The sequence below is a fragment of the Streptomyces sp. NPDC020362 genome (genome assembly GCF_040642095.1).
GTDB lineage: Bacteria > Actinomycetota > Actinomycetes > Streptomycetales > Streptomycetaceae > Streptomyces.
This window is the reverse complement of record NZ_JBFAET010000170.1, coordinates 1-19,492: the sequence shown is the minus strand read 5'-3', so window position 1 is coordinate 19,492 and position 19,492 is coordinate 1. Positions and strand designations below refer to the sequence as shown.

At 70.8% G+C, this 19,492-nt stretch carries 15 protein-coding genes and 1 pseudogene; 13 read left to right on the top strand and 3 right to left on the bottom strand.

Going from position 1 to position 19,492, the window contains the following annotated elements:
- Positions 1-121: 121 nt before the first annotated feature.
- Both AB0H32_RS37210 and AB0H32_RS37205 read right to left on the bottom strand, forming a co-directional pair.
- Positions 122-1,033, bottom strand: a complete 912-nt coding sequence (locus tag AB0H32_RS37210; RefSeq protein WP_361130410.1) for a carbohydrate kinase — start codon at positions 1,031-1,033, stop codon at positions 122-124.
- Positions 1,030-2,274 carry a LacI family DNA-binding transcriptional regulator gene (locus AB0H32_RS37205; RefSeq protein ID WP_361130407.1) on the bottom strand — a complete coding sequence of 415 codons (1,245 nt, stop codon included), beginning with the start codon at positions 2,272-2,274 and terminating at the stop codon, positions 1,030-1,032. Before AB0H32_RS37205 ends, AB0H32_RS37210 begins: the two co-directional genes overlap by 4 nt.
- 463 nt (positions 2,275-2,737) lie before the next feature.
- On the opposite strand from AB0H32_RS37205, the gene AB0H32_RS37200 reads away from it, so the two are divergent.
- Positions 2,738-3,172, top strand: a complete 435-nt coding sequence (locus tag AB0H32_RS37200) for a Rieske 2Fe-2S domain-containing protein (RefSeq protein WP_361130404.1) — start codon at positions 2,738-2,740, stop codon at positions 3,170-3,172.
- Between the two features lie 33 nt (positions 3,173-3,205).
- Here AB0H32_RS37200 and AB0H32_RS37195 read toward each other — a convergent pair whose 3' ends face one another.
- Positions 3,206-4,153, bottom strand: a complete 948-nt coding sequence (locus AB0H32_RS37195) for a hypothetical protein (protein ID WP_361130401.1) — start codon at positions 4,151-4,153, stop codon at positions 3,206-3,208.
- A gap of 465 nt (positions 4,154-4,618) precedes the next feature.
- Between AB0H32_RS37195 and uvrC the strand changes: the two genes are divergently transcribed.
- The 12 genes and pseudogenes from uvrC to AB0H32_RS37135 all read left to right on the top strand — a co-directional run.
- Positions 4,619-6,706: an excinuclease ABC subunit UvrC gene (uvrC, locus tag AB0H32_RS37190; RefSeq protein ID WP_361130398.1), complete on the top strand. Its 2,088-nt coding sequence runs from the start codon at positions 4,619-4,621 to the stop codon at positions 6,704-6,706.
- The gene (gene rapZ / locus AB0H32_RS37185; protein ID WP_361130396.1) at positions 6,703-7,692 is read left to right on the top strand and encodes an RNase adapter RapZ; all 990 of its coding nucleotides are present in this window, start codon (positions 6,703-6,705) and stop codon (positions 7,690-7,692) included. Before uvrC ends, rapZ begins: the two co-directional genes overlap by 4 nt.
- The gene (gene yvcK / locus AB0H32_RS37180) at positions 7,689-8,783 is read left to right on the top strand and encodes a uridine diphosphate-N-acetylglucosamine-binding protein YvcK (RefSeq protein ID WP_361130390.1); all 1,095 of its coding nucleotides are present in this window, start codon (positions 7,689-7,691) and stop codon (positions 8,781-8,783) included. The genes rapZ and yvcK overlap by 4 nt, the downstream gene beginning before the upstream one ends.
- Complete coding sequence (whiA, locus tag AB0H32_RS37175) at positions 8,774-9,763, top strand: DNA-binding protein WhiA (RefSeq protein WP_361130387.1); 990 nt, start codon at positions 8,774-8,776, stop codon at positions 9,761-9,763. Before yvcK ends, whiA begins: the two co-directional genes overlap by 10 nt.
- A gap of 145 nt (positions 9,764-9,908) precedes the next feature.
- Positions 9,909-12,863: a M14 family zinc carboxypeptidase gene (locus tag AB0H32_RS37170; RefSeq protein ID WP_361130384.1), complete on the top strand. Its 2,955-nt coding sequence runs from the start codon at positions 9,909-9,911 to the stop codon at positions 12,861-12,863.
- A 319-nt stretch (positions 12,864-13,182) separates the two neighbouring features.
- On the top strand, positions 13,183-14,190 hold the full coding sequence (gap, locus tag AB0H32_RS37165) for a type I glyceraldehyde-3-phosphate dehydrogenase (RefSeq protein ID WP_361130381.1): 1,008 nt from the start codon (positions 13,183-13,185) through the stop codon (positions 14,188-14,190).
- A 133-nt stretch (positions 14,191-14,323) separates the two neighbouring features.
- The gene (locus AB0H32_RS37160; RefSeq protein ID WP_361130378.1) at positions 14,324-15,535 is read left to right on the top strand and encodes a phosphoglycerate kinase; all 1,212 of its coding nucleotides are present in this window, start codon (positions 14,324-14,326) and stop codon (positions 15,533-15,535) included.
- 5 nt (positions 15,536-15,540) lie between these two features.
- Positions 15,541-16,317 carry a triose-phosphate isomerase gene (tpiA, locus tag AB0H32_RS37155; protein WP_361130375.1) on the top strand — a complete coding sequence of 259 codons (777 nt, stop codon included), beginning with the start codon at positions 15,541-15,543 and terminating at the stop codon, positions 16,315-16,317.
- 107 nt (positions 16,318-16,424) lie between these two features.
- Entirely contained in the window at positions 16,425-16,661 is a 237-nt protein-coding gene (secG, locus tag AB0H32_RS37150) for a preprotein translocase subunit SecG (RefSeq protein ID WP_361130372.1), read from the top strand.
- Between the two features lie 246 nt (positions 16,662-16,907).
- Positions 16,908-17,243 (top strand): RNA polymerase-binding protein RbpA, encoded by a 336-nt coding sequence (locus AB0H32_RS37145; RefSeq protein WP_003976875.1) that lies wholly within the window; start codon positions 16,908-16,910, stop codon positions 17,241-17,243.
- A 137-nt stretch (positions 17,244-17,380) separates the two neighbouring features.
- Positions 17,381-18,649 (top strand): MFS transporter, encoded by a 1,269-nt coding sequence (locus tag AB0H32_RS37140; RefSeq protein WP_361130369.1) that lies wholly within the window; start codon positions 17,381-17,383, stop codon positions 18,647-18,649.
- Positions 18,650-18,705: 56 nt separating this feature from the next.
- Positions 18,706-19,492, top strand: a pseudogene (locus AB0H32_RS37135) (glucose-6-phosphate isomerase); the annotation flags it as partial.

The following is a 19,492-nucleotide window of genomic DNA, read 5'->3' as shown; positions in this document are numbered from 1 at the left end:
GCGGGAACTCCCCGCGGGGCGCCGCTCGTTCTCTCATCAGCCGCCCCGGCCCTGAGGCTCGACAGGTTCGACCCGTTCCGTCAGCCGGCTGTCCGGCCGTACCTTGACAACACCACAGAGATCACAAGTTGCCCAGCTCGGCCGCGTACGGTGGCTCGGCCCCCGCTCGTGAGCAGGTGATCGCAGCCGCACGCGCCGCGAAGCGCAGCAGCCGCCGCCAGCCGTCCGCGCCCAGGGCGGCGAGCGCCTCCGGCGTCAGTGCGTCCTGGGCGGACAGGCCGTGCAGCAGGGCCGCGTTCACCGTGTCACCGGCGCCGATGGTGTCCACGACCTCGACCTTCTCGCCCGGCACGGAGTACTCCGCGCCGTCCCGGGTGTGGACGGTGAGACCGTCGCCGCCCCGGGTGACCACGACGGCCGACGGTCCCGCGGCCAGCCACTCGCGCGGAGTGCCGCCCAGCCACTCGGCGTCCTCCGCGGACGCTTTCAGCAGCGTCACCGAGGGCAGCCAGCTCTTGAAACGCGCCCGATAGGCGTCCGCGTCCGGGATCAGGCCGGCCCGGATGTTGGGGTCGAGGGCGGTGAACAGACCCTGTCCGGCAGCGGTCCGCATCAGCTCCTCGTAGGCGCTCGCCCCCGGTTCCAGGACGAGCGAGCAGGTGCCGAAGGAGACCGCGCGGGTGCCGACGGGCAGGCTGCCCGGGGCGGTGAACAGACGGTCTGCGGTGCCGTCGACGTAGAAGGAGTACGCCGCCGAGCCACCCGTGTCGATGGTGGCGACCGCGAGGGTGGTCGGCTCGGGACCGCGCTGCACCCCCGACACGTCCACCCCCGACCGCCGCAGCCCGTCGAGCAGGACCTCGCCGAAGGCGTCGTTCGACGTGCGGGAGCAGAAGGCGGTCGGGGAGCCCAGGCGGCCGAGGGCCACAGCGGTGTTGTACGGGCCGCCGCCGAGCGCCGGCTTCAGGTCCGCCAGGGCACCCGGGCCCTGCGGTACCAGGTCGATCAGTGCCTCACCGGCGACGACGATCACGAGGCGGTTCCCTTCTCGGGCAGCGCGGATGGTTCGGTTGTCCCGCCGGGTCCGTCCGGCCGGGGGTCTTCGGCCCCGCCCCGGTCCTCCGGGCACCCGCAGGAGGTGCGGTGGACGAAGCTGCAGGGCAGCCGCACGGTCCGGGCGGGCCGGTCCGGTGCGGCCAGCCGGTCCAGGAGCAACCGGACGGCCTGGGCGCCGATCTCCCTGCTGGGCTGGGCGACGGCGGTGAGCCGGGGGGAGAACAGATCGGCCCAGGCGAAGTCGTCGAAGCAGCACAGGGCCATGTCGTCCGGTACGGCCAGGCCCCGGCGGCGCAGGGCGCGCAGGGCGCCGATGGTCATGGCGTTGTTGGCAGTGACCAGGGCCGTGGGCGGAGCGGGGAGGGAGAGCAGGGCCGCCGTGGCCTGTTCGGCCCCTGCCGACTCGGAGCTGCCGGACACCACGAGGTCCTCGTCGTCGACGAGACCTGCTGCGGCGAGGGCCTGCCGGTAACCGGCGATCCGCTCGCTGGTGGTGCTGAGTCCGGGCAACCCCGCCACCAGACCGATCCGGCGGTGGCCGAGTCCGGCGAGATGTCCGACGAGGCGCGTCATCGGGCCGGTGCTCTCGGCGCAGACCTGGTCGAAACAGGGCCGGCCGGAAGGTGCCTGGTCTGAAGAGGCCCGTTCGGAGGAGACCAGCTCGGAGGAGGTCAGGTCAGAGGAGACCAGTTCGGAAGAGACCAGGCCGGAAGGGCACTGGTCCGAGGAGGGCTGATCGTGGCGCGGGGCGTTCGCGGGACGGTCATCGGCCGGGAGCACCCGGTCCAGGAACACCGTCGGCACGGCCTGGCGGCTGAGATAGGCCACAAGGTCCTGCGGATTCGCGGACGGAGCGACGATCATGCCGTCCACCCGGCGCTCGTGGAGAAGCTGGACGACCTTCCGTTCGTGCACGGGGTCGTCGTGCGGATCGGCGATGAGCAGGCTGTAGCCCGCGTCCAGGGCGGCGGCCTCGACGCCCTGGAGGATCTCGGTGAAGTACGGGTTGCTGATCGCCGACACCGCGAGGCCGATGGAGCGGGTCCGGGAGGTCACCAGGGAGCGGGCGAGCGTGTTGGGCGTGTAGCCGAGGGCGTCGACGGCCTGCAGCACCGCCTGGCGGGTGTGGGGCAGCACCGGACGCGTGCCGTTGAGCACGTGGGAGACGGTCGCCACGGAGACTCCCGCGCTCCGGGCGACGTCCGCCATGGTGGGCATCGCGTTCCCCTCACTGGACCGGTTGACCGTATGACTGCGGGACCACGCGACATGTCCGCATGGCCACACGGCATGACCGCACGATCACGCCATCGCGCGACGGCTGGGCTGCCCGTGTTGCGCCACCGCGCCGCGGCGGGCTTCAGGCCGGGACGGTATCTCATGCAACGCCCCCGCGTAAACGCTTACGCAAACGTTTACGCGCCTCGCCCGTGCCCAACCCCCGGCTGTCCCGCTCCCACCCCTCCCGCTCCCACCCCTCCCGATCCCACGCGCTCCCGATCCCTGCCCTCGCCCCCTTCCCCCCTCGCCCCTCTCCCGCCCGCTTCACGCCCTGCCCCGCTCCCGCCCACGGTCCGTTCCCACCCCCTCCCGTCCCCGCCCGCCCCCACCCCCTGCCCGGCCGGGCGTCCCGGGTATCGTCGGCCTGCACACCCCCTGAACAGTGGAGACGGAGCCCCTGATGTCCGCCCGACCGTCCCATCCGTCTGCGAGTCGCCGTACCGTCCTTCGAGGAGCCGCCGCGGCCCCGGTCGCCGGGCTCGGGCTGGCCGCCTGTTCGGCCCCCGGCGGTGCCTCGGCGGACGCGACCCCCACCGCGCCGGTCGACCTCGGTGCCGAGAGCGAGGTCGCCAAGGGTGACGCCAAGCTCTACCGGGACCACAACGTGGTGGTGAGCCGGGACGGGAGCGGGGCTCTCAAGGCGTACAGCACCATCTGTACGCACGCGGGGTGCCCCATCAACAAGCTCCAGGGGACGACGCTCATCTGTCCCTGCCATGGCAGCCAGTTCGACGCCGTGACCGGCAAGGTGGTCCAGGCGCCGGCCACCGAGCCGTTGACCGAGCTGCCGGTGAAGGCCGCGAACGGCAGGATCGTCGCCGGCCCGGGTGCCTGACCGAGCCCTTGAGGCAGGTCCGGGGTCAAGGGCTCACTCCCAGTCCCAGGCGATCCCGAGCAGACCCGGCCGGATCCGGGGCTCGACCACATGGACGCTGTGGTGCGGTCCGCTGACGGGCAGCTCGTGCCGGCCACTGCGCGGTGCCGCGGGCGAGTGCTGGGTGAAGCGGTGACACCGCACCGGCAGTGCGGCTCCGTCGAAGCGCACCTGGAGCGCGTACTGGCCGCCCGGGAAGCCGAAGCCGTGGACGTACTCGTGGCAGACCCCGGCCGTGCCGTCCTCGACGGCGTACCGGAAGAGGAAGGTGTCGCCGGAGCGCAGCCGGGTGCCGAAGAGGAGTTCGGCGACCAGCACACCGGTGTCCTGGTCCAGGCGCACACGTCCCGTGCGGCAGTTCTCCAGGGCGTGCACCGTCATCGCGCGCGGGCTGCAGCCGGGGTCGCCGTGGTGGACAGCGAGAAAACGGTCGACGCCGTCGCGGTGGGCCCGCACGATGTGGTGGGACTCGCGGCCCGCCAGCTGACGGCGGGTGCCGATCCGGACCCGCTCGTGGTGGCCCAGGGTGTGCAGTCCGCCGTCCAGGGACCAGCCCAGGTCGGCCTTGAGCCGGTGCAGGACGTCCGAGGCCTCGATCAGGGAGCGGTACGAGCGGCCCTGGGTGCGGCCGGTGCCGGTGCGTTCGCCGGACTCCGTGAGCAGCCGGATCAGGGATTCGTCCGGCAGCTGGAGGATCTCCTCCAGGGCCCGCACGGCGCGCAGCGACTCCGGGCGCTGCGGGCGGCGGGCACCCTGCTGCCAGTAACTGAGGCTGGTCACGCCGACCTTGACCCCGTGGCGCGACAGATGGTGCTGCACACGCTGGAGCGGCAGTCCGCGGGCGGCGATCGCGGCGCGCAGCGCCACGTGGAAGGGGCCGCCCCGCAGGGCCGTGTTCAGTTCCGCGGTGGGGACGTCCGCGTGCTCGGTGGCGTGCCGCATGCACAGGCGCCTTTCTGTGAGATGTCACGACGGCTGGTCAGACCGTTGGAGCGGGTCCGCGGGGCCACCCCCGTGGGCGCCGGGGCGCCCGTCCATGCGTCGCCGCGCGGATACGCCGGCGTGCACGGCCCCGAGTTCCCCCGCATTGAAGCGTGTTGACCAGACCCCGACAACACCTCGGACCCGGTCACGGTGCACTCCTGGCCGAGCCGCGCCCCCCGGCGTGCGCGGGCCGGGGCTCCCACCGTCCGCAGGAGCACCCGCCAGGTGTGCCACCGGGCGTGCCGCCGGACGGGTCCGCAGGGTGCGGCATGGCCGGAATACTGCCCCAGGGCTCGCGCGGCTGCCGCCCCAGGGCGTGCGCGGCGGAGGCACCGAGCCGACGGTGGCCGACGGACCGCCGCGCCGGTGGGCGTTGTCCACAGGCCCGCCGCGGTGTCCGTGCGCGCCAGTAGGGTGTGAGACATGGCCGATCCCTCCAGCTACCGCCCCAGGCCGGGTGAGATCCCGGACTCCCCGGGGGTGTACAGGTTCCGTGACGAGCACCGCCGGGTGATCTACGTCGGAAAGGCGAAGAGCCTGCGCCAGCGCCTGGCGAACTACTTCCAGGACCTGGCGAACCTGCACCCGCGCACCCGGACGATGGTGACGACCGCCGCGTCCGTGGAGTGGACCGTGGTGTCCACGGAGGTCGAGGCGCTGCAGCTGGAGTACTCCTGGATCAAGGAGTACGACCCCCGGTTCAACGTCAAGTACCGCGACGACAAGAGCTACCCGTACCTCGCGGTGACGATGAGCGAGGAGTTCCCGCGTGTGCAGGTGATGCGCGGTCACAAGAAGAAGGGCGTCAGGTACTTCGGGCCGTACGGCCACGCGTGGGCCATCCGGGACACCGTCGACCTGCTGCTGCGGGTCTTCCCGGTGCGCACCTGCTCGGCCGGCGTCTTCAAGAACGCCGCCCGCACCGGCCGCCCCTGCCTGCTGGGCTACATCGGCAAGTGCTCCGCCCCCTGCGTCGGCCGGATCACCCCCGAGGACCACCTGGAGCTGGCCGACGAGTTCTGCGACTTCATGGCGGGCCGCACCGGCACCTACCTCCGCCGTCTGGAGAAGCAGATGTCGGAGGCGGCCGAAGAGATGGAGTACGAGCGGGCCGCCCGCCTGCGCGACGACATCGAGGCCCTGAAGAAGGCCATGGAGAAGAACGCGGTCGTGCTCGCCGACGCGACCGACGCCGACCTCATCGCCGTCGCGGAGGACGAGCTGGAGGCGGCCGTGCAGATCTTCCATGTGCGCGGCGGCCGGGTGCGCGGCCAGCGCGGCTGGGTGACCGACAAGGTCGAGGAGGTCACCACCGGCGCCCTCGTCGAGCACGCCCTGCAGCAGCTGTACGGCGAGGAGACCGGGGACGCCGTCCCCAAGGAGGTGCTGGTCCCGGCGCTGCCCGAGCCCGTCGAGCCGGTCCAGGAATGGCTGACCGGCCGCCGCGGGGCGAACGTCTCGCTGCGCATTCCGCAGCGCGGTGACAAGAAGGCGCTCATGGAGACCGTGGAGCGCAACGCCCAGCAGGCCCTCGCCCTGCACAAGACCAAGCGGGCCTCCGACCTGACCACGCGCTCGCGTGCCCTGGAGGAGATCGCCGAGGCCCTCGACCTGGACAGCGCCCCGCTGCGGATCGAGTGCTACGACATCTCGCACCTGCAGGGCGACGACGTCGTCGCCTCCATGGTCGTCTTCGAGGACGGCCTGCAGCGCAAGAGCGAGTACCGCCGCTTCCAGATCAAGGGGTTCGCCGGCCAGGACGACGTGCGGTCCATGCACGAGGTGATCACCCGCCGCTTCCGGCGCTATCTCGCCGAGAAGGAGCGCACGGGGGAGTGGGCCGACGGTGAGGAGGCCGCCGCGGACGGCGGGGGCGTCCTGGGCGACGGCGATGCGCTCGCCGGCTCCCCGAAGGACGACGACGGCCGGCCCAGGAAGTTCGCCTATCCGCCCCAGCTCGTCGTGGTCGACGGCGGTCAGCCGCAGGTCGCGGCGGCCCGCCGGGCGCTGGACGAGCTGGGCATCGACGACATCGCTGTCTGCGGTCTCGCCAAGCGCCTGGAGGAGGTCTGGCTGCCCGCAGAGGACGACCCGGTGGTCCTTCCCCGCACCAGCGAGGGCCTGTACATGCTCCAGCGCGTCCGTGACGAGGCCCACCGCTTCGCCATCACCTATCAGCGCACCAAACGCGCCAAACGCCTGCGTTCCGGCCCGCTGGACGAGGTGCCCGGCCTCGGCGATACCCGCAAACAGGCGCTCATCAAGCATTTCGGCTCGGTGAAGAAGCTGCGGTCCGCCACAATCGAACAGATCCAGCAGGTGCCCGGCATAGGCCGCAAGACGGCCGAGACCATCGCCGCGGCCCTCGCCCGGGCGGCCCCGGCCGCCCCCGCCGTGAACACGGCGACCGGAGAGATCATTGATGACGAGGAACCCGATACGACGGGGGGTTCCTCGGGGGAGCCCGTAACCGCGGGTCTCCCGGACGAACGACGGGGGCAGGAGAGATGAGCGAGCACGACGCACAGCCCACAGCGGACCGAGATCAGACGGCCGCCGGGGAACCGCAGCAGGCGGTTCAGGACGACGGAGCACAGGTGAGTACGGACGTCACATCGGCCGGGGCCCCCGAAGCGGCCATCCCCGAGCTGGTGATCATCTCCGGCATGTCCGGAGCGGGCCGGTCGACGGCCGCGAAGTGTCTGGAGGACCTCGGCTGGTTCGTCGTGGACAACCTCCCGCCCGCCCTGATCCCCACCATGGTGGAGCTGGGCGCCCGCTCCCAGGGCAACGTGGCGCGGATCGCGGTCGTCGTCGACGTACGCGGCCGGCGCTTCTTCGACAACCTGCGCGAATCCCTCGCCGACCTCGCCACCAGGCACGTGACCCGGCGGATCGTGTTCCTGGAGTCCTCCGACGATGCCCTGGTGCGCCGCTTCGAGTCGGTGCGCCGGCCGCACCCGCTCCAGGGCGACGGCCGGATCGTCGACGGCATCGCCGCCGAGCGCGAGCTGCTGCGCGAGCTGCGCGGCGACGCCGACCTGGTGATCGACACCTCCAGCCTGAACGTGCACGAGCTGCGCGCCAAGATGGACGCCCAGTTCGCCGGCGAGGAGGAGCCCGAGCTCCGGGCCACGGTGATGTCCTTCGGCTTCAAGTACGGCCTCCCGGTCGACGCCGACCTGGTCGCGGACATGCGGTTCCTGCCCAACCCGCACTGGGTCCCGGAGCTGCGCCCGTACACCGGCCTCAACGAGGAGGTGTCGGCCTATGTCTTCAACCAGCCCGGCGCCAAGGAGTTCCTCGACCGGTACGCCGAGCTGCTGCGGCTGATCGCGACCGGGTACCGCCGCGAGGGCAAGCGCTATGTGACGATCGCCATCGGCTGCACCGGCGGCAAGCACCGCTCGGTCGCGGTGTCGGAGAAGCTCGCCGCGCGCCTTGCGGCCGAGGGCGTGGAGACGGTGGTAGTACACCGGGACATGGGACGGGAATGACGGAACGTACATCGCGGCTGAGCAGGCTGCGCCGGGTGGTGCCGGAGAGCCGCTCGAGCCGTGCCGCGGCCGAGGCGCGGGCGGCTCGCCCCGCCGAGGTCCGCGGCGGCCGGGCCCGGCGGCGCGGCGCCCAGCCCAAGGTCGTCGCCCTCGGCGGCGGCATGGGCCTGTCCGCCTCGCTCGCTGCGCTGCGCCGGATCACCGGCGACCTCACCGCCGTCGTCACGGTGGCCGACGACGGCGGCTCCAGCGGGCGCCTGCGCGACGAGCTGGGCGTGCTGCCGCCCGGCGATCTGCGCAAGGCGCTGGCCGCGCTGTGCGGCGACGACGACTGGGGCCAGACCTGGGCCCGGGTCATCCAGCACCGCTTCACCTCCCAGGGCGACCTGCACGACCACGCGGTCGGCAACCTGCTCATCGTCGCCCTGTGGGAGCAGCTCGGCGACCACGTCCAGGCCCTGGACCTGGTCGGCAAGCTGCTCGGCGCGCACGGGCGGGTGCTGCCCATGTCCGCCGTACCGCTGGAGCTGCAGGCCCTGGTCAAGGGGCACGACCCCGGGCGCCCCGACGATGTGGACACCGTGCGCGGGCAGGCGACCGTCGCCCTGACCCCCGGCGAGGTGCAGTCCGTGCACCTCGTGCCGAACGACCCGCCCGCCGTCCCCGAGGCCGTCGCCGCGGTCCTGGACGCGGACTGGGTGGTGCTCGGCCCCGGCTCCTGGTTCTCGTCGGTCATCCCGCACCTGCTCGTCCCGGAGCTGCTGGACGCCCTCACCGAGACCAAGGCGCGCCGTGTGCTCTCCCTGAACCTCGCGCCGCAGCCCGGAGAAACCGAGGGCTTCTCCCCGCAGCGTCATTTGGAGGTTTTGGGGCGACACGCCCCTAAACTCGCCCTGGACGTGGTGCTGGCCGACGAGGCCGCGGTGCCCGACCGCGACTCGCTCACCGAGGCTGCCAAGCGGCTGGGCGCCGCGGTCGAGCTGGCGCCGGTGGCCCGGACCGACGGCAGCCCCCGGCACGACCCGGAGCTGCTGGCCGCCGCGTACGACCGTATTTTTCGGATGCATGGAAGGATCGGCCCATGGCGATGACGGCAGCGGTGAAGGACGAGATCTCCCGGCTCCCCGTCACCCGGACCTGCTGCAGGAAGGCGGAGGTCTCCGCCATTCTGCGGTTCGCCGGCGGCCTTCACCTCGTAAGCGGGCGCATCGTGATCGAGGCGGAGTTGGACACCGCGATGGCGGCCCGTCGGCTCAAGCGGGACATCCTGGAGATCTTCGGCCACAGCTCGGAGCTGATCGTGATGGCGCCCGGCGGGCTGCGCCGAGGCTCGCGGTACGTGGTGCGCGTGGTCGCGGGCGGCGACCAGCTGGCCCGCCAGACCGGCCTCGTCGACGGCCGGGGCCGCCCGATCCGCGGCCTGCCCCCGCAGGTGGTCTCCGGGGCCACCTGCGATGCGGAGGCGGCCTGGCGCGGGGCCTTCCTGGCGCACGGCTCGCTGACCGAGCCCGGCCGCTCCTCCTCCCTGGAGGTGACCTGCCCGGGCCCGGAGGCCGCGCTCGCGCTGGTCGGCGCCGCCCGCAGGCTCTCCATCGCAGCGAAGGCCCGCGAGGTGCGCGGGGTGGACCGGGTGGTCGTCCGCGACGGTGACGCGATCGGAGCCCTGCTCACCCGCCTCGGCGCGCACGAGTCCGTGCTGGCCTGGGAGGAGCGCCGGATGCGCCGCGAGGTGCGGGCCACCGCCAACCGGCTCGCCAACTTCGACGACGCCAACCTGCGCCGTTCGGCCCGCGCCGCCGTGGCCGCCGGTGCCCGGGTCCAGCGAGCCCTGGAGATCCTCGGGGACGAGGTGCCCGAGCACCTCGCGGCCGCCGGACGGCTGCGCATGGAACACAAACAGGCCTCCCTGGAGGAGCTGGGCGCGCTCGCCGACCCGCCGCTCACCAAGGACGCGGTCGCGGGCCGGATCCGCCGTCTGCTGGCGATGGCCGACAAGCGCGCCTCCGACCTCGGCATCCCGGGCACGGAGGCCAACCTCACGGAGGAACTGGCGGACAACCTCGCCGGCTGACGCGACATCAGGACGCCGGTGCCGACGCCGTTCGGGTGATCGGTACCGGCGTTTGCGTGTCCGTGAGGCGCCCTTGACTCGATCATGATGTGACATGAGCCTGGCAACCTGTTCGCCGCTGTGGCGGAGCACCCTAGGGGGGTTCATGAGACACAGAGCGAGATCGATCCTTGCTGTCGGCGCGCTCCTGCTCGGTGGAGCGAGCCTTGCACCCATCGCCCAGGCACAGAGCGGCAGTTCACCCCGTACCGACCCCGACGAGGTCAAGGTCTTCCGTGCCGACGTCACCGAGCAGCAGATTCCGCTGCTCCTCAAGGCCGGACAGGACGGCCACGAACTCGGCGAGCACATGGCCCGCAACGGGAGGACGGCCGTCGAGGTCTACCTCACCGACCGGCAGGCCAGGAAGCTGGAGAAACAGGGCGTCGACCTCACCGAGCACACCCTGCCGCCCAGGGCCGCGGCGCGCGTCGAGAGCGCCGCGCAGGGCGTCTTCCGGCCCTACGGCGGAAGCGGCGGCCTCAAGGAGGAGATCCTCCGGACCGCGCAGACCCACCCCGGCCTCACCAAGGTCGAGTCCATCGGCAGGACGGTCAACGGCCAGGACATCCTCGCGCTCAAACTGACCAGGAACGCGAACAGGTCGAAGGACGGCTCCAAGCCAGCCGTGCTGTACATGTCCAACCAGCACGCGCGCGAGTGGATCACGCCGGAGATGACCCGGCGTCTGATGCACTACTACCTGGACAAGTACGCGACGGACCGGCGCATCAAGAAGATCGTCGACTCCACCGAGCTGTGGTTCGTCCTGTCGGCCAACCCCGACGGATACGACTACACCTTCAAGGACGCCGGCACACGTCTGTGGCGCAAGAACCTCCGTGACGTCAACGGTGACGGCGTCATCGGCGCGGGGGACGGCGTCGACCTCAACCGCAACTTCCCCTACAAGTGGGGCTACGACGACGAGGGGTCCTCCCCGAACCCGACCAGCGAGACCTACCGCGGTGCGAGCCCCGAGTCCGAGCCCGAGACCAGGGCCCTCGACACCTTCGAGAAGCGCATCGGGTTCACGTTCGGCGTCAACTACCACTCCGCCGCCGAACTCCTCCTCTACGGCGTCGGCTGGCAGGTCGCCACGCCCACCCCGGACGACGTCCTCTACAAGGCGCTCGCCGGCACCCCCGACAACCCGGCCATCCCCGGCTACCGCTCGCAGGTCTCCTCGGAGCTGTACACCACCAACGGTGAGGCGGACGGGCACGCCGCGAACGTCGACGGCATGGCGATGTTCACCCCCGAGATGTCGACCTGCGAGACCGCGTCGAACGTCGATCCGAACGACGCCTGGAACCCGGACGACTGCCCGTCGGTCTTCAACTTCCCCGACGACGAGAAGCTGATCCAGCAGGAGTTCGAGAAGAACGTCCCCTTCGCGCTCTCCGTCGCCGCGAGTGCCGCCCGCCCCGACCGGCCGGTCTCCTCGGTCGGCCTGAGCGCCGCCGACTTCACCCCGGCCGTGTTCTCCACGTCGTACTCCCGCGGCGCGGACCAGCAGGTGTCCGTGGTCGTCCGCAAGGCGGTGCGCGACAAGGAACTCAAGTACCGCGTCAACGGCGGCCGTACCCTCGACCAGGCCCTGCGGCCCTGGAAGGGCGGCGCGACCTACGGCGGTGGGGACAACCTCTACTTCGACGAGTACCGGGCCAAGGTGCAGGACGGCGAACCGGGCGACAAGGTCGAGGTGTGGTTCACCGGCGGGACGAAGAACGGCAAGAAGGTCTCCAGCTCCCACTTCACCTACACCGTGGCCGAGCGGCCGAAGGCGGACACGCTCGTCGTCGCCGAGGAGGGCACGGCCGCCACGCAGGCACAGGCGTACGTGGACGCGCTGAAGGCGGCCGGGCACCGGGCGATCGTGTGGGACGTGGCCACCCGGGGAGCCCCGGACGCGCTCGGCGTCCTCAAGCACTTCGGGACGGTCCTGCACTACTCGGGCACGAGCGGTCCGGGCAACGCCACCCAGCTCCAGCTTCGCGCCTACCTCAACGAGGGCGGCCGGCTGATCGAGGCCGGCGAGCTGGCCGGCGGCGATGTCGACCTCGGCGGCGGCACCCTGTCGGACGACTTCAGCCAGTACTACCTGGGCGCCTACTCGCGTACGTCGACCAAGGGAGCCACCGGCTTCACCGGCTCCGGCGCGCTCGACGGCTACAGCGGCGCCCTCGGCAGTGCGTCCGGCAACCCGCTCGACAAGGCCGGTACCTACAGCGTCACCTCGGACGAGCTGCCCGCGGCCGGCCACCCGCAGTTCAGGAGCGCGGGCGCGGGCCGGTTCGCCGGGACCGTCAGCCCCTACGGCCCGTACGCGGGTTCCTCCATGGCCGCGGCCGTGCACACCGACGACGCCTACAAGCGTCTCACCCGCACCATCGACCTCACCGGTGTCGGCGCCGCCGACAAGCCCGCCCTGCGCACCCAGTTGCTGTGGGACACCGAGCCCGGCTACGACCACGCGGTCGTCGAGATCCACACCCTGGGCGCCGACGACTGGACGACGCTCCCGGAGGCCGGAGGGGCCACGAGGACCGCCGTACCTTCCGAGTGCGGGGCCGGGTTCCTGATCGGCGAGCACCCGTGGCTCAAGCACTACCTCACGCTCGTCGGCAAGGCCTGCACCGCGACCGGTACCACCGGCTCGTGGAACAGCCTCACCGGCAGCTCGGGCGGCTGGCGGCAGGTGGGCTTCGATCTGAGCGCGTACGCGGGGAAGTCCGTCGAGGTCTCGATCAGCTACATCACCGACCCGGGCACCGGCGGGCACGGCGTCCTCGCCGACGACGCCTCGCTCGTCGTCGGCGGCACGGCGAAGGAGACCGAGGGCTTCGAGACGTCCCTGGGCGCATGGAAGGTGGCGGGACCGCCCGCGGGCAGCCCTGCGGTTCTGAAGGACTGGACACGCACCGGAGCGCTCTTCCAGACGTACGGAGCGGTCACCACCGACGACACCGTGCTGCTCGGCTTCGGTCTGGAACAGGTGCCGTCGGCGGCGGACCGGGCGGCTCTGCTGAGGAAGGCGTTCTCCTCGCTCGACAGATGAGACAGCCCTATTCAACATGTGAGCGGGACCCCCACTCAACGGTGCGCGAGAGGGTGCCTCATCAGGTGAGCCGACCCGCTCACGAACGAGTGAAAAGAGCGTCAACAGGTACCGGCATTACGTAACAAAGGACGGCGAAACGACCGCCGATCCGAGGTGGTCCGTACCCTACTGGCCGGTACGGACCGCCTGCCCGTGTATGCGGCATCTCGATGTCACCGCGGGGGCCTCAGAGAGGTAGGGTCGGGGGTGGTCGGGGACATCCCAAATACAGCTCGCCGGCACCGCATGGCCGGCGTACCAACGAGGAGATCGGTTCGTGACGATCCGCGTAGGCATCAACGGCTTCGGCCGCATCGGCCGTAACTACTTCCGCGCGCTGCTGGAGCAGGGGGCAGACATCGAGGTCGTGGCTGTCAACGACCTGGGTGACACCGCGACCACCGCCCACCTGCTGAAGTACGACACGATCCTGGGCCGCCTCAAGCAGGAGGTCACCCACACCGCCGACACGATCACGGTCGACGGCCACACCATCAAGGTGCTCTCCGAGCGCAACCCCGCCGACATCCCGTGGGGCGAGCTGGGCGTCGACATCGTCATCGAGTCCACCGGCATCTTCACCAAGAAGGAAGACGCCGAGAAGCACATCGCCGGCGGCGCCAAGAAGGTCCTCATCTCGGCTCCGGCCAAGGACGAGGACATCACCATCGTGATGGGCGTCAACCAGGACAAGTACGACGCGGCCAACCACCACGTCATCTCCAACGCCTCCTGCACCACCAACTGTGTGGCGCCGATGGCAAAGGTCCTCGACGAGAACTTCGGCATCGTCAAGGGTCTGATGACCACGGTCCACGCGTACACCAACGACCAGCGCATCCTGGACTTCCCGCACAAGGACCTGCGCCGTGCCCGCGCCGCCGCGGAGAACATCATCCCGACCACCACGGGTGCCGCCAAGGCCACCGCGCTGGTCCTGCCGCAGCTCAAGGGCAAGCTGGACGGCATCGCCATGCGCGTCCCGGTCCCGACCGGCTCGGTCACCGACCTGGTCGTCGAGCTCGGCCGCGAGGTCACCAAGGAAGAGGTCAACGCCGCCTTCCAGAAGGCCGCCGAGGGCGAGCTGAAGGGTCTCCTCGACTACACCGAGGACCCGATCGTCTCCTCCGACATCGTCAACGCCCCGGCGTCCTGCACCTTCGACTCCTCCCTGACCATGGTCCAGGAGGGCAAGAACGTGAAGATCATCGGCTGGTACGACAACGAGTGGGGCTACTCCAACCGCCTCGTGGACCTGACGGTCTTCGTCGGCGGCCAGCTCTGATCGCCGTAACAGGCACCTCAGCGTGAGTGCAGGGCCCGGGCAGCGCAGGGACGCGCGGTCCGGGCCCTGACTCGCGTGCAGAACAGCCATGACTACGATCACGGAGCACCACCAGCCCCCGGGAGCCTCACTCATGAAGACGATCGACGAACTCCTCGCCGCAGGCGTAGCCGGCCGGCGAGTCTTCGTCCGCGCCGACCTCAACGTCCCGTTGGACGGCACCACCATCACCGACGACGGGCGGATCCGCGCCGTCGCCCCGACCATCGCCAAGCTCGCCGAGGCGGGCGCCAAGGTGATCGTCGCCTCCCACCTGGGCCGTCCCAAGGGCGCCCCGGACCCTCAGTTCTCCCTCGCCCCGGTCGCGAAGCGGCTCGGTGAAATCCTGGGCAGGAGCGTCTCGTTCGCCACCGACACGGTCGGCGACAGCGCGAAGGCCACCGTCGCCGCACTGACGGACGGACAGGTCGCGCTGCTGGAGAACCTCCGCTTCAACGCGGGCGAGACGAGCAAGGACGACGCGGAGCGCGGCGCGTTCGCCGACGCCCTCGCCGCCCTGGCCGACCTCTACGTGGGCGACGGCTTCGGCGCCGTGCACCGCAAGCACGCCTCGGTCTTCGACCTCCCGGCACGTCTTCCGCACGCCGCCGGCTACCTGATCGCCAGCGAGGTCGGCGTCCTGAAGAAGCTCACCGAGGAGGTCAAGCGGCCCTACGTCGTCGCGCTCGGCGGCGCCAAGGTCTCCGACAAGCTGGCCGTCATCGACAACCTGCTCAAGAAGGCCGACCGCATCCTCATCGGCGGCGGCATGGCGTACACGTTCCTCGCCGCCAAGGGGCACGAGGTCGGTATCTCCCTGCTCCAGGAGGACCAGAAGGGGAAGTGCCTGGAGTACCTGGCGGAGGCGGAGAAGCGCGGCGTCGAGTTCGTGCTCCCTGTCGACGTGCTGGTCGCCGGCGAATTCCCGGACCTGAAGACCAAGGCACCCGCCAACCCCGACCTGGTCTCCGCGGACGCCATCCCGGCCGACAAGGAGGGCCTCGACATCGGCCCGAAGACCCGCGAGCTCTACGCCGCGAAGCTCGCCGACGCGGGCACGGTCTTCTGGAACGGCCCCATGGGTGTCTTCGAGCACCCCGACTACGCGAACGGCACCAAGGCCGTCGCGCAGGCCCTGCTGGACTCGCCGGGCTTCACCGTCGTCGGCGGCGGTGACTCCGCCGCGGCCGTGCGTCTGCTCGGCTTCGACGAGAATGCATTCGGCCACATCTCGACCGGCGGCGGCGCCTCCCTCGAATACCTCGAGGGCAAGACGCTCCCCGGCCTCGCCGCACTGGAGGACTGACCTCAATGAGCACGCGCACGCCGCTGATGGCGGGCAACTGGAAGATGAACCTCAACCACCTCGAGGCCATCGCTCATGTCCAGAAGCTCGCCTTCGCCCTGGCCGACAAGGACTACGAGGCCGTCGAGGTCGCCGTCCTGCCGCCCTTCACCGACCTGCGCTCCGTGCAGACCCTGGTCGACGGCGACAAGCTCAAGATCAAGTACGGCGCCCAGGACATCTCGCAGCACGACTCCGGTGCCTACACCGGTGAGATCTCCGGCCCGATGCTGGCCAAGCTGAAGTGCACCTATGCGGTGATCGGTCACTCCGAGCGACGGCAGTACCACGCCGAGAGTGACGATCTTGTCAACGCCAAGGTCAAGGCCGCCTACAAGCACGGCCTCACCCCGATCCTGTGCGTCGGCGAGGAGCTGGACGTCCGCGAGGCGGGCAACCACGTCTCCCACACCCTCACCCAGGTCGAGGGCGGTCTGAAGGACCTCCCGGCCGAGCAGGCCGAGACCATCGTGATCGCCTACGAGCCGGTGTGGGCCATCGGCACCGGCAAGGTCTGCGGCGCCGAGGACGCCCAGGAGGTCTGCGCCGCCATCCGCGGCAAGATCGCCGAGCTGTACTCGCAGGAGGTGGCCGACCAGGTCCGCATCCAGTACGGCGGCTCCGTGAAGTCCGGCAACGTCGCCGAGATCATGGCGCAGGCCGACATCGACGGCGCCCTGGTCGGCGGGGCCTCGCTGGACGCGGACGAGTTCGTCAAGATCGTGCGCTTCCGCGATCAGTGAGCCGAGCTGTGAGTAGGCGGTAGCGACGATCCGTCGTACTCTTGCGGGGGCATGGCCCTGGGCTGTGCCCCCGTCGTCCATCCGAATCCGAGGAAGTTGGTCCAGCCGTGGTTTTGGGGTTCTCGATCGCCCTGATCGTCTTCAGCCTGCTGCTGATGCTGCTGGTGCTGATGCACAAGGGGAAGGGCGGCGGCCTCTCCGACATGTTCGGCGGCGGCATGCAGTCGTCCGTCGGCGGCTCCTCGGTCGCCGAGCGCAACCTCGACCGCATCACCATCGTCATCGGGGTGCTGTGGTTCGCGTCCATCGTCGTTCTCGGCCTGCTGATGAAGTCGAACGGCTGACACCGGTGTGACCGGCTGACGGCGCACGAGAGCCGATCGGCGCCTGACAAACACATACATTCCGTACGTACGGCCCCATGTTGGGTGCGCGCCTGTGAGCGCGGCCTATCATGGGGCTTGCGTCTGGATGTGGGGGTTGTAACTCCAATCACTGGACGCGCGTTGGGCCTTACGTAGACTGAGGCGCTCGCGGCGAAGCGAAACGCCGACTCGCTTCGCGGCACCATCACGCAGGGAGTTACGACCGTGGCAAGTGGCAACGCGATCCGAGGAAGCCGGGTCGGGGCGGGGCCGATGGGCGAGGCCGAGCGCGGCGAGTCCGCGCCGCGTCTGCGCATCTCCTTCTGGTGCTCCAACGGGCATGAGACCCAGCCGAGCTTCGCCAGCGACGCACAGGTGCCCGAGACCTGGGACTGCCCGCGCTGCGGCTTCCCGGCCGGTCAGGACCGGGACAATCCGCCGGACCCGCCGCGCACCGAGCCGTACAAGACGCACCTCGCGTACGTGCGGGAGCGGCGCAGCGACGCGGACGGCGAGGCGATCCTCGCCGAGGCGCTCGCCAAACTGCGCGGCGAGATCTAGCAGTTTTCACCGGCCGGGTGCCTGCGGGCACCGGGCCGGAGCCGTTTCGCGCAGCTGCGGACGGCCCGTTGTCAGTGGTGCCTCATAGGGTTGTGCATCGACGGATCATCGACGCGTCGACGACCTGAGGGGGACACGTGGCTGCGGTCGGGACGGCGAGTGCGGGCGCGCCCGCGTGGCGTGGGGGGTTCGGGCGTCTGTGGACGGCCGCCGTGATCTCCCGCTTCGGCGACGCGTTACGCACGTCCGCGCTACCGTTGCTCGCGGTGAGCCTCACCGACGAGCCGCTGGTCATCGCGTCCGTCACCGCCTGTGGCTATGTGCCGTGGCTGCTGTTCGGTCTGTTCGGAGGCGCCCTTGCGGACCGCGTCGACCAGCGGCGGGCGATGTGGCTCGTGGACACGGTAAGGGGCCTGCTCGTCGCGGGTTTCGCCCTCGCCGTGGGTCTGGGACACGCCTCCATCCCCCTGCTGATCGCCCTCGCCTTCTCGCTCACGGCCCTCCAGACGCTTTTCGACAACGCCTCCACGGCGTTGTTGCCCTCCCTGGTGGAGCGTGAGGTTCTGGGCAGCGCGAACGCCCGGCTGATGACCGGTCAGCAACTCGCGGGCGGACTGCTCGCGGGGCCGTTCGTGCCGCTGTTGCTGGTGGCCGGGGCGTTCATGCCGTTCGCCGCGGACGCCGGCACCTACCTGGTGGCCGCCGCCCTCGTGGCATCCCTGCGGATACGACCGCCGCAGCGCGAACCGCGCCCGGCCGGCAGCACCCTGCGCACAGAGATCCGGGCGGGCCTGCGCGCCCTGTGGCGAGACCGGGTGCTGCGCGCGGTCTGCGTGGCCACGCTGCTCTGCAACATCGGGATGGGCGCCCTGATCGCCACGCTGGCGCTGCACGTCACCCGCTGGCTGCACGCGGGCAGTACCGGTTACGTCGCCGCCATGACGGCGTACGCGGCCGGCAGTCTGGCCGGCGGCTTCCTCGCCCAGCGGATAGCGCGCCGCGCGGGGCGGGTACGGGCCCTGCTGCTCGGCGGCGCGGTCCAGACGGGCTCCCTGCTGCTCATCGGCTCCGTGCGGCACCTGCCCGCCCTGGTCGCCGGGATGCTGCTGCTCGGCGCGATGAACATGGTCTGGAACGTCAACCAGGTCACGTTGTTGCAGCAGCGCAGCCCCGAGTCGATGGTGGGCCGTATCGCCTCCGCCTTCCGCACCTCCTCGACCTCGGGCGCCCCCTTCGGCGCGCTGCTCGGCGGAGCGGCGGCCCGGCTGTACGGCCTCAACGCGCCCGCCCTGCTCGCCGCAGTCCTGTTCGCCTCGGCCGTCACCGCATTGATACCGGCACGCAAGCCCGACGTACCAGTTGTTGCCCGTGAGGACAGCGTCTCGTCCGCTCGTCCCGCGCACTGATCAATTAGGTTGGGACCGGCAGCGGGACAGGTACCGAAAGAAGGCTGAAGTCGGAAATGAACGCAGACGGCCGTACCAGGCTCAACCAGACGCCCGAGTGGACCGCTCTCGCCGAGCACCGGGAGGAACTGGCCGACACCCATCTGCGGGACCTGTTCGCCGCCGATCCGCAGCGCGGCGCCGGGTACACCCTCCAGGTCGGTGACCTGCACATCGACTACTCGAAGCACCTGGTCACCGACGAGACGCTGCGGCTGCTGCGCGAGCTGGCCGCCGCGACGGACGTCTTCGGCCTCAGGGACGCCATGTTCCGCGGGGAGAAGATCAACATCACCGAGCGGCGGGCCGTGCTGCACACCGCGCTGCGCGCCCCGCGGGACGCGGTGATCGAGGTCGACGGCGAGAACGTGGTCCCGGCCGTGCACGCCGTGCTCGACAAGATGAGCGACTTCGCCGAACGCGTCCGCTCCGGCGCCTGGACCGGCCACACCGGCAGGCGCATCAAGAACGTGATCAACGTCGGCATCGGCGGCTCCGACCTGGGCCCCGCGATGGCCCACGAGGTGCTGCGCAGCTTCACCGACCGCGACCTCACGGTCCGCTTCGTCTCCAACGTGGACGGCGCCGACCTGCACGAGGCCACCCGCGACCTGGACCCGGCCGAGACGCTGTTCATCGTCGCGTCCAAGACCTTCACCACGATCGAGACGATCACCAACGCCACCTCGGCCCGCTCCTGGCTGCTGGACGCGCTCGGTGACGAGAAGGCGGTCGCCCGGCATTTCGTGGCCCTGTCGACCAACGCGGAGAAGGTCACCGAGTTCGGTATCGACCCGGACAACA

Excerpts from the sequence above, each read along its gene's own strand:
- rapZ (WP_361130396.1), top strand. The coding sequence starts at position 6,703 with ATGAGCGAGCACGACGCACAGCCCACAGCGGACCGAGATCAGACGGCC.
- tpiA (WP_361130375.1), top strand. The coding sequence starts at position 15,541 with ATGAGCACGCGCACGCCGCTGATGGCGGGCAACTGGAAGATGAACCTC.
- AB0H32_RS37200 (WP_361130404.1), top strand. The coding sequence starts at position 2,738 with ATGTCCGCCCGACCGTCCCATCCGTCTGCGAGTCGCCGTACCGTCCTT.
- AB0H32_RS37160 (WP_361130378.1), top strand. The coding sequence starts at position 14,324 with ATGAAGACGATCGACGAACTCCTCGCCGCAGGCGTAGCCGGCCGGCGA.
- uvrC (WP_361130398.1), top strand. The coding sequence starts at position 4,619 with ATGGCCGATCCCTCCAGCTACCGCCCCAGGCCGGGTGAGATCCCGGAC.
- AB0H32_RS37195 (WP_361130401.1), bottom strand. The coding sequence starts at position 4,153 with ATGCGGCACGCCACCGAGCACGCGGACGTCCCCACCGCGGAACTGAAC.
- whiA (WP_361130387.1), top strand. The coding sequence starts at position 8,774 with ATGGCGATGACGGCAGCGGTGAAGGACGAGATCTCCCGGCTCCCCGTC.
- AB0H32_RS37205 (WP_361130407.1), bottom strand. The coding sequence starts at position 2,274 with ATGCCCACCATGGCGGACGTCGCCCGGAGCGCGGGAGTCTCCGTGGCG.
- yvcK (WP_361130390.1), top strand. The coding sequence starts at position 7,689 with ATGACGGAACGTACATCGCGGCTGAGCAGGCTGCGCCGGGTGGTGCCG.
- AB0H32_RS37170 (WP_361130384.1), top strand. The coding sequence starts at position 9,909 with ATGAGACACAGAGCGAGATCGATCCTTGCTGTCGGCGCGCTCCTGCTC.